This window comes from Rhizobium sp. BR 314 (genome assembly GCF_047445805.1).
Classification (GTDB): Bacteria; Pseudomonadota; Alphaproteobacteria; order Rhizobiales; family Rhizobiaceae; genus Rhizobium; species Rhizobium lusitanum_B.
Genome location: NZ_JARWLA010000020.1, coordinates 88,457 through 102,215, shown reverse-complemented (window position 1 = coordinate 102,215; position 13,759 = coordinate 88,457). Strand labels below are relative to the sequence as shown.

The following is a 13,759-nucleotide window of genomic DNA, read 5'->3' as shown; positions in this document are numbered from 1 at the left end:
TTTAGGCCCGGAATAGGCCTGACTAGCCCATTTTCACCGAAGAGATCGTTCGCTCGGACGAAGTTAAATTGATCGTCAATCGCGCGCCGCCGGTCCTGCTGGCCCCGGCCTTGACGCTGCCGCCGTGCAGCTCGGCGATCTGCCGGACGAGATGAAGTCCGAGGCCGGTCCCGCGCGAGCGTGGCTTCAACCGATAAAATGGTTCGAAGATGCGATCACGTTCGGCAGGCGGGATACCGGGACCGTCGTCGCACACCTCCATGATGCCGGGGGCGATGTGGACGTTGATCGTTCCGCGCCCGCCGCCATGATCGATGGCATTCTGAATGAGGCTTGCCAACGCTCGTCCGAGCGCCGCTTCGTCGCCCTGGATTGGATGGTCGGAGCCGTGGTGGATCAGATCGAGCTCGTAGCCTGCTGGAAAGGCAAGCGGCGCCATGTCGCTCACCACCCGTTTGCCGAGATCCAGCAGCGACACGGGCTTGAACTCGGCAATATCCCGTCCGAGCCGCTCGATATCCAGCAGCTGTTCGGTCAGCGTCGTCAGCCGCGCCACGTCAGCAACCAGCTGCAGGCGCTCAGGCGTCGGCGGCAGCGCGGTGATCCGGATGCCGAGAATAGCGATGGGCGTCCTCAGTTCGTGCGCGGCGTCGGCAAGGAAGCGCTGATGCCGCTCATAGCCTTCGTCCAGCCGACTGAGGGCGTCGTTGACGGCGCGAATGAGTGATGCGATCTCGGGAGGCGTGCCTGCCGTCTCCAGCCGCACGCCACGCTGGCTGATATCGATGAGGGCGGCCTGTTCTTCGGCTTTCGCAATGCCGGCCACCGCGCTGCGCACGACAAGCGGCGTCGCCAGCAGAATGCCGAGGACGATGACGATCATGATCGGCAACCCGATCTTGATAAACACGAGCACGAGCCCAAGCGCAACGATCAACGGCGGAGCCTTACCCTCGGTTCCCGTCAGGATTTGTATCTCGCCGGCCGGGGAATAAACCGTTCGCATGCGCGCCTCCGGCCGGTTCATGGCGGCACCGTCGGTCGTAGACCCGAAGCGGGCTTGGCCGATGCCGGGCAGCACGGTGCTGATGCGCTTGAAGATCGGGGGGACGGGGCCCTCCGAGATTTCCGCTCCCTGGGTGTCGGTGATGATGAGCCATAGGGCCGGCTCGGCTGCTCTCAAAGTGGTCAGCTCCGGCGTGTCGCGGAGCTGCAACGCGCCGGCTGCATCGCGCTGAACGGAATGGCGAACTGCCTCTATCGTTCCATCCATCGAACGGAATGCGAAGAGATCGCCTCTGAAGAACATGATGCCGAGAACGAGAAAGAGGATCAGACTCTGGAGGATAAGCAGTCGCCGGATAAGTTGCCACTTGAGGGAGCGGCTGGTAGTCCCCTTCATATCTGCTCCATCAGCATGTAACCGACGCCGCGCACGCCGTTGATGGTGACGCCGGCATCGGCGTCCGTAAGCTTGCGCCGGAGCCGCGATATATGGCTGTCGAGCGTGTTGGACTGTACCTCGTCGCTCATGCCGAAGACCGCTTCCATGAGGATCTCGCGCGGCACCATCCGGCCCGCGCGCCGCATCAGCGCCTCAAGCACAAGAAGCTCGCGCCGCGGCAGGTCGAAGCGCATGTCTTCCACCCTCGCTTCGCGATGGTCGAGGTCGAGCGTGAGGCGGCCGAGCTTGACGGCCATGGGCCTGAGGTGATCGGGCCGGCGCATCACGGCGCGCAGCCGCGCTAGCAGTTCCTCGAAGGCGAAGGGCTTGGCCAGATAGTCGTCGGCGCCGCTGTCGAGACCGGTGACGCGCTCGGCAAGACGTCCACGCGCCGTCAACACGATCACCGGAATGCTCGCCCTGTGTTGCCTTATCTTCGGGATCAGCGACAGGCCGTCGCCATCGGGAAGCCCGCGGTCGAGGATGATCGCATCGTAAGACCCGGCGAGGATCATCTCCATGGCAACCGCCAGCCCGTCGGCATGGTCGGCGATCATATCGTGCCTGCGCAAAGCCGACTGCAGGGCAGTCGCCATCTCCGGCTCGTCTTCGACCACAAGGAGCCGCATCGGTCTATCCCTTCGCCATTTTTCAAACGCGCTTCCTGCCTGCGCCACATTGCGACAACATGACGTTTCGAAGCAATGCACGCATCAGGTGTTCCGTCCAAACCCTTGTGGGAAACAATCAGCAGACAAGGGATGAACCGAGACTATGAAGGACAGCCTGTTTTTCTTGCGCCAATGGGCCATGGCTCCACTTCGCACGGCGGCCGTCGCGCCGTCCGGCCGCGCGCTCGCAAGGCTCATGACGAGTGAGATCACGCCGGCGACAGGCCGCGTGATCGAGCTCGGCCCCGGCACCGGCGTTTTTACCAACGCATTGCGCAATCGCGGTGTGGCCGAGCATGACATCACCCTGGTCGAGCTCAATCCGGATTTTGCGGCGTTGTTGAAGCAGCGGTTTCCGACAGCACGCGTATTGCAGATGAACGCCGCCGATGTCTCCGATTCCGCCGAGATGGTGGAGGACAGCGCCGGAGCTGTATTGAGCGGCCTCGGCGTGCTGTCCATGCCGACAGGCGTCGTCGTCAGGATCATGCAAGGCGCATTTCGCTGCCTGGGGCCAACGGGCGCTTTCTACCAATTTACCTACGGCCCCCGCTGTCCCGTGTCGAACGGGGTTCTGAACTTTCTTGGCCTGCGGTCGGAGAGAATAGGGGGAACTTTCTTCAATCTGCCGCCGGCTTCGGTCTATCGGATCACGCGCGCACCGAGCTGGCCTAGCGGGACGCTCTATCGCCGCGTGGCAAATGGCGCACCGCGCCCGGAACTCGGTGCTCCTAGCAACTGACGGCGCGAGGCGCGAAGGCTGGCGCGCTCATTCGCAGCGCCGGCCGGTAGCGCGATCGAAGAGATGCAGGGCGCTGGCATCGAAGCCGAGCTTCAATTGCTGTCCTTCGGCAATGGCGGCGCGCGGTGGCAGGCAGGCCATCAGCCGCTGTGAGCCGGCCTGCGCCGTCACGATCAGTTCCGGTCCTGTCAGCTCCGCCACCTCACAAACCGCCTCGAGCGGACCCTCTTCGTCAAGGTGCAGCGTTTCAGGCCTGATACCGATCACCAGCCCCTGCCCTTGTTTGATCTCAGCCTTCGTTGTCGGCATGGGCAGGGTGATCGAGGTTCCGTCGATGCGGAGTGAACCTCGATCGGCGGTCGCGTTCAGGAGGTTCATCGGCGGCGCCCCAACGAAGGTCGCGACATAGAGCGTTGCCGGGTGATTGTAGATCTCGTCCGGCGTGCCGAGTTGCTCGATGCGACCGTCCCGCATCACGGCGATGCGGGTTGCAAGCGTCATCGCCTCGATCTGATCGTGCGTCACGTAGACGACGGTGGTCTTCAGCATCTGGTGGAGGCGCTTCAGCTCGGTGCGCATCTCCATGCGCAGCTTGGCATCGAGGTTGGAGAGCGGCTCGTCGAACAGGAAGACTTCCGGCTTGCGCACCAAGGCACGGCCGATTGCGACGCGCTGGCGCTGGCCGCCTGAAAGCTGGCTCGGCCTGCGCTCCAGCAAAGCCTCGATCTGCAAGAGCTTTGCCGCCTCTTGCACCGCCTTGTCGCGCTCGGCGGCTGGCACTTTGCGCATTTCCAGGCCGAAACCGATGTTGCGATGGACCGAAAGGTTCGGATAGAGCGCGTAGGATTGGAACACCATGGCGATATCCCGGTCCTTTGGATGGACGCCGAGTACGGAGCGATCGCCGATGCGGATATCGCCGCTGGTCGCCTCGGCAAGCCCGGCGATGATGTTCAAAAGCGTGGATTTGCCGCAGCCCGAGGAGCCGAGCAGCACCAGGAACTCGCCGCTCTCAAGCGAAATATCGATGCCCTTCAACGTCTCAAGCGCGCCATAGCTCTTGCGGATATTCTGGATTTCGAGCGCGCTCATCAAACGTCCTCCTCGGATGCGTTGGCCGGGCTGTAGCTGCGCGGCAGTGTGGAAATGGCGCGGGAAGCGACCGCGGTCCCCGCCGAAAGGCAGGCTGCAATCGGCGCGCTGCGGGCAAGGGCCGCCAGGAAGCCGGCATTGAAGACATCGCCTGCGCCGATCGTGTCGACGACCGTGACCTGCGGCGCTGAAGCCGAAACGAGATCACCGCCGGCATCGATGGCAAGCGCGCCGTCCGGACCGCGCTTGACGACGAAGGCGGCGCCTTCCGGCATCAGCGCGTGAAGCGCCCGTGCCGCTTCGGACGGGTCATTCATGCCGGCAAGCGTTGTCGTTTCGACCTCGTTCAGGAGCGCGATGCCGCAACGCGATAGCCAGCGGCGGGTGGCATCGCAATTTGCCGGGGTCCAGCCATCGAGCGGCCAGCCTGTGTCGAGCGCTATCGTGATCCGGTGCTCGTCGGCCCAATCGAACAGGGCGTCGTAGTCGCGTGCGAGGTCGTCCGTGAGGAAGGCGCCGCAGACAAGCGCATAGCCGTCGGAGAGCCTGTCGCCATCGAGAGCGGCCAGGACATCGGCAAAGCTCAATCGCGGCAGGTGGCCGCGCGTGGTGAAAAAGGTGCGCTCGCCATCGGGGTGAGTGATGCCGACGGAGAGCGTCGTGCCCTCCGGCCTGACAGGCCATTTGCTGCTGCGTGCGCCGAAGGCCTCGCTGAGCCAGCGCCCGAACTGGTCGCTGCCGACATTGGCCGAGATCTCGTAGTCGACGCCGAGGCCTTCCCAGGCAAGCGCTGTGTTGCCCGCCTGGCCGCCGACGCGCAGCTCGTCATGATCGACGATGATCTCGGTGCCGGCCTTCGGCCAGGGCGCGGCCGGTCCGAGGATCAGGTCGATATTGACGTTGCCGATGACTGCAAGCGGCTTCATTCACTCGCTCCGGGTGATCTTGGTGGAGCGCACCGGCGTGCCGGCATTCTCCACCCGCTCGTCGGCAAAGGCGATCATCAGCAGCTGGGCGACGGGCAGCATCTGGAAGATCGCGGCAATACCCGTTTCCGGCTTGAAGCGCAGGGTGACGCAGCCGGGCACGGGCTCGTCCTCAGAACTGTCAAAGACAATGACGGGCGCACCCGCTTCGACAGCGGAGACGGCCATGGCCGTCACGAGGCTCGCCGTCGCATCATTGCCGCGAAACAGCACGACGCCAACCGAGGGGCCGAGCATTTCCATCGGACCGTGGCGCAGCTGGCCGCCTTCGAGCGAGAAGCAGGGACGGCGGGATAATTCGGTTAAACCAAGCGCCAGAGCCTCTGCAACACCCTGTAGACGTCGACCGGAGGTGACGACCGTCACGACATTGGCGAGAGCGGAAAGTGCCGGCTTGATGTCGGTCGCTTCAGGCGCTTGAAGCACGGCGAGCGCAGGCGCCGGATCCAGCCCGAGAGCTGCGAAGATCGCCAGATGCAGCGCGAAGCTCACGGTGAGGCTGCGGGTTGCAGCGAAGGCAAGTTCGGTGCCGCCGGCGCCGACGAGAGAAGGCGCGGTTTTCGCGAGGAAGGAGCTGCCCTCCAGTGTCAGCCCGAAGGTCTCGGCAGTGCCGCCCGTTTCGTTGAACCAACGCCCGACCTCGGCGCTCTCGCCGGATTGGGAGGTCATGAAGATCGTTCGGCCATCCAGCGACAGCGGCTGACCGAGTTGCTCGGAGAGCGGCAGCGCGATCGCATCGATGTCGGCGGCGCGATAGAGCGGTTCGACGGCGCGGTTGACGGCATGCGAGCCACCCATGCCGAGCAGCAGCAGCTTGCCGGTGCGCTTCAGCGAGGCGGCGGCCCTGGCTGCCATATTGGCGGATGCTTCGAAGGAGGCAAGCGCATCGGCATGCTGGCGGGCCATTTCGCGGTCGATGGCGGCTAGGCCGGCGGGGCGTGTTTTCTCTTGATTCATGGTCATCCCTTGACGCCGCCATTGGTCAGGCCCGAGATCAGGGCGCGTTGCATCACAAGGCCGATCAGCACCGGGGGCAGGGCGGCGAGCACGCCGGCAGTGGCGATCAGTCCGTAATCTGAGACACGGCCGCCGGCGAGATCCGCTATGGCGACGGTGAGGGTTTTTGCGCGTTGGTCCGACGTGAACAGCAGCGCATAGAAGAATTCATCCCAGGCAAGAAGGAAGGCGAAGAGCGCCGAGGTCGCCATCACGGGCATGGCTAGCGGCAGCGTGATGATCCTCAGCGTCTGGAACAGACCGGCGCCGTCGATCATCGCTGCCGCCTCGATCTCCTTCGGAATGGAATCGAAGCCGGATTTCATCAGCCAGGTCGTGAATGGCGCGAGGATCGTCAGATAGACGAGCGCCAGCCCGAAGACATTGTTCAGCATGCCGAGATGGGCAAGGCCCATATAAAGCGGTACGGCAAGCGCCACCGGCGGCAGCATGTAGGTGGCGATGACCATCGAAAGCGACCATCCCACGGATGGCGTTCGCGATACAGCCCAGCCGGCGGGAATGGCGAGCGCTATTGCCGCTATGGTCGCCATGCCGGCGACTTCAATGCTGTTGCGCAGCGACGAGGTGAAGGCCGCGCCCTCGCTGTTTGCAAGTGTGGACAGCAGTACCTTGTAGCGCGAGAAATCAGCCGCCTGCGGCCACCAGTGCAGCGGCTTGGCAGCAAGATCGGCAGCCGGCGAAATGCTCATGATGAAGAGCCAGGCGATCGGCGCCAGGATGACAACGGCAAGCAGCACGGCGCAGATATAGATGAAGCAGGTGAAGAGCGGGCTCTGGCGTTCCATCAGGTGGCACTCCCTGCGGTTTTGCGGACGAGCGCGGCATAGGCGGCGGCAAGCACCGTGACCAGCAGCGTGACGATGAGGGCTAGCGACGCGCCGGACCCCGCTCGCTGGAAGGAAAAGGCTTCCTGATAGACAAGGATCGACAGCGTGCGCGTGCTGTTTGCCGGGCCGCCGCGCGTCATGACCCAGATGATGTCGAAGACTTTGAAAGCCTCGATGGTGCGCAGCACCAGCGCCACCATCAGCGGCCCCACAAGATAGGGAAGAATGACGAAGCGGAAGCGCTTGAAGGGTCCGGCGCCATCCACGAGCGAGGCGGCCGTGATGTCTCGCGGCACGGCCTGCAGGGCGGCGAGCGCAATCAGCGCGACCAGCGGAAAATTCTTCCAGCAGTCGGCAACGATGAGTGCCGTCAGCGCCGTGCCGGGTTCGCCGAGCCAGGAGCGATAGGCGTCTAGCAGGCCGAGCTGGGTAAGGGCGGCGTTCAGCGCGCCATATTCGGGATTGTAGATCAGCCGCCACAGCGTCGCGTTGACGACCGTCGGCAGCGCCCAAGGCAGGATCATCAGCGCGCGCAGCACGCCGCGGCCCTTGAAATCCTGGTTGAGCAGCAACGCAGCCAGCACGCCGAGCACCATTTCGGCGGCGACGGAGACGATCGCGAACCATGCCGTGGTGATCAGCGTCCGTTGGAAATTGGAGTTTGCCAGCATCTTCGCATAATTGTCGATGCCGACGAAATTGCCGCCGGTTCCCACAAGCTTCGCATCGGTGAAAGAAAGGCCGACGGTATCGACGAGCGGCCAGCCGATGACGGCAACCATCACCACGAGCAGCGGCAGCATCAAAAACCAGGCGCGAGTTGTCATCCAGGTGCCGGACATGGCGGGCCCCTTCTTTCATTCGTCATGGAGGGTAAGAGGCGGGCGGCGACTAGAGCATGATGCCGAAGAGTGTGATCGGCTTTCGGTCGAACAGACCAAAATCATCTGCGCTAGCACCGCCCGATAAGACTATCAGAGACCGCTGTTGGAGGCAGCCGACTTCAGCGCGTCTTCCGGAGAAGACTGGCCGAGCAGCGATTCCTGGATCGCCTGCTGAAGCGCTGTCGATAGTTCCTGATATTTCGGCGTCGTCGGACGCGGATACATCACTGCGAGGCCGACCTTTGCGGCCGCGATCAGTTCTTCCTGGCCCTTGGTCACGGTCGGATCGCTATAGGACGATGCCCAGATCGGCAGGCTAAGCTTGGCATACTGGTTCTGCGTCGCCTGCGAAGTCATGTAGCTGATGTATTTCCATGCTTCGTCCGGATGCTTGCTGGCGGAGGTCACGCCGAGGCCCATCGAGCCATTGACCGCGGAAGCCTCGCTCTTGCCGGCAACGCCCGGCGCCGGCACGACGCCCACTTTGCCCGCGACCTTGCTGTCCTTCGGGTCGTTGGCCATGTTGTACATGTAGGTCCAGTTCAGCGCGAAGGCGGCATCGCCGTTTTCGAAGACCTTGCGGACATCCTCTTCGAGGAATTCCTTGGAGTTCGGGTTGGTGAGGCCGGACTTGTAGCTGGTGACCATGTATTTCAGCGCATCGAGGCCACCGCCGGTCTGGAAGTCCGGCTTGCCGTCCTTGATGAAGTCGCCCTTATAGGCGCTGACGAGTGTGGCATAGTCGCAGATCGCGGCTTCGGCCTGTGACCAGCTCCAGGCGATCGGGGTGGCGGCAAGACCCTTGTCCTTGATGGTCTTCGCCTGTTCGTTCAGTTCGTCCCAGGTCTTCGGCGGCGTCTTGATGCCGGCCTTTTCCAGGATTTCCTTGTTGTAGAACAGGTACTTGGTATCGAGGATCCAGGGCATGCCATAATATTTGCCGTCGTACTGGACCGTCGTCCAGGCGCCCGGCAGCACGCTCTTCTTCGTGTCGTCCGAGATACGCGAGGACACGTCGACCAGAACCTTGTTGGTTGCGTATTCGGCCGGCCAGATCACGTCGAAGAGCACCACGTCGTAGCCGCCGCCGGAGCCTTGCGCCAGTACGGTCTTGTCGTGCAGGCCTTCGTAGGGAACGAATTCGAGATTGACCTTGATGTCCGGATTGGCCTTGGAGAAGGCGTCCGTCATGGCGCGGACATCGGCTTCGCTGTAGGCGGCCTGCGCCATGAAGAGGGCATTGATTGTCGTTTCGGCAAAGGCATGCGAGGCGAAGGAAGCGCTGATCAGCGCCGCGCCGAGCAATGTCTTGTTCAATGATTTCAACATTCCATCCTCCAGTTTTTGACACTCACGCGATTTTTCCACTGGCGGCCAAGCGTCGCCATGGGTCGTCGGGCAGGCAATTGGCCGGGCCGGTCGCCGAACATAGGTCGGCGCGTGTTGGAGACTGTGGCTCCCTATGTTCCCCGATGAAACTCTGCGGTTTCTTTAAGTCAATTGTCTTGACTAATTTGTTCTTCAATAATCTAGTGGTGTCAAGAGGCAAATAAAGATGAACGATAAACGCCCGATCAGGGCCACGAGCGGAACAAACCACGAGGGCACCAGCGCCCATAACCGGCGAGTGATCATCGATGCTTTGCGGCTGAACGGTGCGCTCTCCCGCGCCGATCTTGCGCGCGCCACCCGCCTGACGAAGCAGACAGTCTCCAACATCATGGAGGAGCTGGAGGGTGACGGGCTCGTGACGTCGCGGGAAAGCGTGCGCCATGGTCGCGGGCAGCCGTCCACGCCCTATGGCCTCGTGCCGGAAGGCGCCTTCGCCATCGGCCTGCAGATCGACCGTCACATTACCCGCGCCATTGCCGTCGATCTCGTCGGCAATGTCCTCATCCGCAAGGAAGCAAACCTGCCCACCAGCGGCCCGACGACGGGCACGCCTGTCGTTCTGCAGCTGGTGCAGGACGTGCGCACGGAGCTGAAACAGCGCGTCGCCCAGGCGGAGAAGCGCCTTGTCGGCCTCGGTGCTGCAATGCCCGGACCTTTCGGGCTCGAGCGTGATGATGCCGACAATCCCTGGATGATGGGTCCTTGGCAGCGCTTTCCGCTGCTGGAAACGCTTGCCGCCGGCACCGGCCTCAATGTCACCTTGCAAAACGACGCGGCCGCCTGCGCGACGGCCGAGCGGATGGTCGGTGCAGCACACGGTCTTGACCACGCTGTCTGTCTCTACGTCGGCTACGGTATCGGTGCCGGGCTCATTCTCGGCGGTGAGCTCTATAGCGGCGCGCGCGGCAACGCCGGAGAAATCGGCATGGCGCTCTTGTCGTCCGGCGGCCGCAGGACTGTAGAACACAACGCATCCCTGGCGTCGCTCTACGAGCATCTCGGTGTCGATCCGACGGCGCCCGACATCTACTCGCTGATAGACGAGCGGGCCGCCGCTGATGATCCGGATATTCTGGCCTGGGTCGAAAAGGCGGCCGTCGACCTGCGCTGGAGCGTGCACCTGATCGAAACCGTCTTCGATCCGCAGACGGTGATCCTGTGCGGCGGCGCACCGGCGGCTCTTGCCGTTCGGCTGATGGCCGCCATGCAGCCGCTGTTGCCTTCCAACGCCGATCACCCCAACCGGTCGCTGCCACGACTGCAGCTTGGCATGACCGACCCTTGGGCGGTGGCGCGCGGGGCGGCAGTGGAGCCGATCGGCCACGCCTTCGACCCGCGCTTCTCGGCGATCCTGAAGTCCTGAACGTCAGGCCGGAAATTCAGGGATGACGGGGGCTGGCGCCTAGGCGCACGAGCACCTTGTTCGGGATCTCGTAGCGCTGAATGACGTCGCGGCTATTGCGCAGGCCACAGATCTCGCGGTGAATGAACATTGCCCAGACGGCTTCGGCGGCGCTATCGACCAGCCGCTCGTGGTCTACGCCTTGTCTGCCCTTCGCCTCGCCGTCGCGCAGCGCCGCAAGCGCCGTCTCTACCTTCACGCCGTGCTGGCCGAGCGTGCTGGCGCGCTCCGACATCATTTCATATTCAAGAATCCCGAGACCGGTGTCGTTGATCCGGGATGGATTGAAGCTGCTTGGCGGGCGAACGGTCATCTCTGGCTCCGCTTGCTGGTGAAATGTCCTGTCTCGGTTCTACACAATGTCGGCCCCTTTCCCAAGAGCGAGTATGTTGCCTCCGCTCGTTGCGACAGTGCCGCACGGATCCGAAATCGCTGGATTTCGCGGCCAACGTCTCTTTTCGGGTGGCTGGAGACGGGCATTTCGGGTCCTATGGGGTAACAAGCGCTTCAAGAAGGTAATTCTGCCGGAGACAGTAAGCGCAATTCAAGGAAAGGATATCGGCATGACCAAAGCTGCGGGATATGACGGAAAGCACTATGTCTATCGGATCATGAATTCGCCCGTTGGCGCGCTCAAGCTTGTCGGCAGCGATGATGGTCTTGCCGCGATTCTGTGGGACAACGACCGGCCGAAGCGCGTGCCGCTGTCGATCGTCGCCGAAGACGGGAATCATCCAGTTCTGCTGGAAGCCGAACGGCAGCTGCTGGAATATTTTGCCGGCAAACGGCGTAGCTTCGAGCTGCCGCTCGATTTCGCGGGAACGGAGTTTCAGCGTAAGGTCTGGCACGCATTGCTGACTATCCCCTTCGGCGAGACGCGTACCTATCGGCAGATCGCGGCTGAGATCGGCGCTCTGAAGGCGGTGCGGGCGGTCGGCGCTGCCAACGGCCGCAACCCGATCTCGATCATCGCCCCCTGCCACCGGATCATCGGATCGACGGGCGAGCTTCGCGGATTTGCGGGAGGTCTGGAGCGCAAGGCCTATCTGCTGCGCCTGGAAGGCGCGGAGACAAAGGTCTTCGATTTCGCTGCCTGAGCATAGCGGAACGATTGTCGGCATGGCCGTATGGAAAACAGCCCATCCGGATGCCGGATGGGCTGTTCTTGTCTCATGCGCTTAGCTCAGCGAAAGCCGCTTCGCATCAGCCCTCAAGCCACTTCACCTGTTCCGGCGTCAGCTTGATGTCGAGCGCCGAAAGGCTGTCTTCGAGCTCAGCGACCGTGCGCGGGCCAATCAGCGGGACGACGGGGAAGGGCTGGGCAACGACATAGGCAAGCGCGATGTGGATCGGGCTGCGGCCGAGCTTCTGCGCCAGTTCGATCGCCCTGTCGCGGCGACCGAAATTGCGGTCGGAATACCAGACGCGAACCAACTCCTCGTCGTCGCGCTTGTCGCGGCCGGCGCGGTCGGTGAAGAAGCCGCGGCCCTGGCTCGACCAGGCGAAGTTCGGGATTTGCTTGGCATTGAGCCAGGCCTTCCATTCGTCGTCGGAAGCCGCAACGCAGCCGGCCCAGATCGGGTCGAGCATTTCCGCCAGCGAAAAGTTGTTGGAAAGTGCTGCCGGCGCCGTCTTGCCGTTCTTCTCTGCATAGGCGATCGCCTCGTCGAAGCGGGCGCGCGTCCAGTTCGAGCCGCCAAAGATGCCGCGAATGCGGCCGGCCTTCACCTCGGCATCCATGGCATCGACGAACTCGCCGACGGGAACGTCGGTATTGTCACGGTGCATGAAGTAGATGTCGACATAGTCGGTCTTCAGGCGGTTGAGGGACTGGTCGAGCTGCTTGGCGATCACGTCCGGATAGCAAAGCGGCGAATGCGCCCCCTTTCCGATCAGCACGATCTCCTCGCGCGGCACGTTGCGGCTGGTATGCCAGTCGCCGAAGATGCTCTCGGTCTTGCCGCCGCCATAAACATAGGCCGTGTCGAAGGCATTGCCGCCGGCTTCATAGAAGGCGTCGAGCGTCAGCGAGGCGGCCGCGAAATTCGGGAAGAACTCGAAGCCGAGCGTGACGAGCGATGCTGGCTTGGAGATGCCCGGAATGCTGCGCTTCGGGATGCTGTTGCCCTTGGTGACGGTCGCCCCGGCGATGTTCTTCGTCCGATGCGTTGCCTTCTCGACCACATATTCGAGGCCGATCGAAGCGCGCCATTGGTCGAGAACCCTGAGATTGCCGATCGAATCCGCCCAACCGATGCCGGGATAGGCGAATTCCTTTTGTCCGGCGCGAATGGCATCGCCTGCAGCGTCGACCTCGAAGGAGTACAGCCAGCGCTCTTCCTTGACTTCGATCGTCTGGGTCTCGCCGCCCTTGATTACGTCGATCTTGCCGATGCCGCCCTTGTGGCCGGAGGCGAACCAGAAGTCGGCAACCTCGATGCGGCCTTCCGAGCCGATGATGCGTAGCGTGTTGTCCTGGTTTGCCATGATCGAGCAGGACACTTCGGCGATGACTTCGTTCGGGAACTTCAGGACGGCGGAGGCCCATTCGTCGACGCCGGTCTGGCCGAGATGGCCGACGCCCGACACCTTGTCGGGATCGAGGAACGGCTTACCGCTCGCTGCACCGGCGATCAGGCGGGCCATGGATACCGGATAGCCGCCGACATCGAGGATGCCGCCGCCGGCCATGTCATTGGCGAACAGCCGGTGTTCCGGGCTTACCTTGCCCATGTTGAAACCAAAGGAGGAGCGGATGATGCGCAGATCGCCGATGACGCCGCTCTTCACCAGCTCGATCAGCTTCGCCGTCTGCGGGTGAACGCGATACATGAAGGCTTCGCCGGCGAAAACGCCAGCCTTCTTCGCTTCGTAGTAGATGGCTTCGGCATCGAAGGCAGAGAGAGCGATCGGCTTTTCGACGAGCACATGCTTGCCGGCGCGGATCGCCTTGATCGCCCACTCGGCATGGCCGGTATGCGGGGTCGCGATATAGATCGCGTCGACTTCCTTGTCGGCCAGCAGAGCCTCATAGCCGTCGACGATGCGTGCGCCGGGGAAGCCGTCTCCGAGACCCGGTTTGCCGGGGTTGCGGCTGGCGATGGCCACCAGCTTGCCGCTACGGGAATGGGCGACGCCATCGGCAAAAGTCTGTGCGATCCGGCCGGGGCCGATGATGCCCCAGCGGATGGATGTATCGGTCGTCATGAAATGGTCCTTTCCTAAATCTGCATGCTGTCTTGGGAGGGGATAGAGCGTGATGTCGAAAAGTGTAGGCGGTTTTCGGACGACATCACGCT

The 13,759-nt window shown here is 62.9% G+C and carries 13 protein-coding genes; 3 read left to right on the top strand and 10 right to left on the bottom strand.

Annotation, left to right across the window (positions count from 1 at the left end; translation table 11 throughout):
- Positions 1 to 22: 22 nt before the first annotated feature.
- Both QD461_RS22810 and QD461_RS22805 read right to left on the bottom strand, forming a co-directional pair.
- On the bottom strand, positions 23 to 1,402 hold the full coding sequence (locus QD461_RS22810; protein WP_414089783.1) for a sensor histidine kinase: 1,380 nt from the start codon (positions 1,400 to 1,402) through the stop codon (positions 23 to 25).
- Positions 1,399 to 2,073: a response regulator transcription factor gene (locus QD461_RS22805; RefSeq protein WP_414089782.1), complete on the bottom strand. Its 675-nt coding sequence runs from the start codon at positions 2,071 to 2,073 to the stop codon at positions 1,399 to 1,401. The genes QD461_RS22810 and QD461_RS22805 overlap by 4 nt, the downstream gene beginning before the upstream one ends.
- 145 nt (positions 2,074 to 2,218) lie before the next feature.
- Between QD461_RS22805 and QD461_RS22800 the strand changes: the two genes are divergently transcribed.
- Complete coding sequence (locus QD461_RS22800) at positions 2,219 to 2,857, top strand: class I SAM-dependent methyltransferase (RefSeq protein WP_414089781.1); 639 nt, start codon at positions 2,219 to 2,221, stop codon at positions 2,855 to 2,857.
- Positions 2,858 to 2,884: 27 nt separating this feature from the next.
- On the opposite strand, the gene QD461_RS22795 is transcribed toward QD461_RS22800, so the two are convergent.
- The 6 genes from QD461_RS22795 to QD461_RS22770 all read right to left on the bottom strand — a co-directional run bounded on the left by QD461_RS22795 (position 2,885) and on the right by QD461_RS22770 (position 8,995).
- Positions 2,885 to 3,949 carry an ABC transporter ATP-binding protein gene (locus QD461_RS22795; protein ID WP_414089780.1) on the bottom strand — a complete coding sequence of 355 codons (1,065 nt, stop codon included), beginning with the start codon at positions 3,947 to 3,949 and terminating at the stop codon, positions 2,885 to 2,887.
- Entirely contained in the window at positions 3,949 to 4,875 is a 927-nt protein-coding gene (locus tag QD461_RS22790) for a PfkB family carbohydrate kinase (protein ID WP_414089779.1), read from the bottom strand. Before QD461_RS22790 ends, QD461_RS22795 begins: the two co-directional genes overlap by 1 nt.
- Positions 4,876 to 5,898, bottom strand: a complete 1,023-nt coding sequence (locus QD461_RS22785) for an SIS domain-containing protein (protein WP_414089778.1) — start codon at positions 5,896 to 5,898, stop codon at positions 4,876 to 4,878.
- Entirely contained in the window at positions 5,895 to 6,740 is an 846-nt protein-coding gene (locus QD461_RS22780) for a carbohydrate ABC transporter permease (RefSeq protein ID WP_414089777.1), read from the bottom strand. The genes QD461_RS22785 and QD461_RS22780 overlap by 4 nt, the downstream gene beginning before the upstream one ends.
- Positions 6,740 to 7,624, bottom strand: a complete 885-nt coding sequence (locus tag QD461_RS22775) for a carbohydrate ABC transporter permease (protein ID WP_414089776.1) — start codon at positions 7,622 to 7,624, stop codon at positions 6,740 to 6,742. The genes QD461_RS22780 and QD461_RS22775 overlap by 1 nt, the downstream gene beginning before the upstream one ends.
- A 132-nt stretch (positions 7,625 to 7,756) precedes the next feature.
- Positions 7,757 to 8,995 carry an extracellular solute-binding protein gene (locus tag QD461_RS22770; protein ID WP_414089775.1) on the bottom strand — a complete coding sequence of 413 codons (1,239 nt, stop codon included), beginning with the start codon at positions 8,993 to 8,995 and terminating at the stop codon, positions 7,757 to 7,759.
- Positions 8,996 to 9,221: 226 nt separating this feature from the next.
- On the opposite strand from QD461_RS22770, the gene QD461_RS22765 reads away from it, so the two are divergent.
- Positions 9,222 to 10,421, top strand: coding sequence for an ROK family transcriptional regulator (locus tag QD461_RS22765; RefSeq protein ID WP_414089774.1), 1,200 nt, complete (start codon positions 9,222 to 9,224; stop codon positions 10,419 to 10,421).
- Positions 10,422 to 10,437: 16 nt separating this feature from the next.
- On the opposite strand, the gene QD461_RS22760 is transcribed toward QD461_RS22765, so the two are convergent.
- Positions 10,438 to 10,773 (bottom strand): DUF6665 family protein, encoded by a 336-nt coding sequence (locus tag QD461_RS22760; protein WP_414089773.1) that lies wholly within the window; start codon positions 10,771 to 10,773, stop codon positions 10,438 to 10,440.
- 250 nt (positions 10,774 to 11,023) lie between these two features.
- On the opposite strand from QD461_RS22760, the gene QD461_RS22755 reads away from it, so the two are divergent.
- Complete coding sequence (locus QD461_RS22755; protein ID WP_414089772.1) at positions 11,024 to 11,557, top strand: methylated-DNA--[protein]-cysteine S-methyltransferase; 534 nt, start codon at positions 11,024 to 11,026, stop codon at positions 11,555 to 11,557.
- 106 nt (positions 11,558 to 11,663) lie between these two features.
- Here QD461_RS22755 and QD461_RS22750 read toward each other — a convergent pair whose 3' ends face one another.
- The gene (locus QD461_RS22750) at positions 11,664 to 13,667 is read right to left on the bottom strand and encodes an aldo/keto reductase (RefSeq protein WP_414089771.1); all 2,004 of its coding nucleotides are present in this window, start codon (positions 13,665 to 13,667) and stop codon (positions 11,664 to 11,666) included.
- Positions 13,668 to 13,759: the final 92 nt, after the last annotated feature.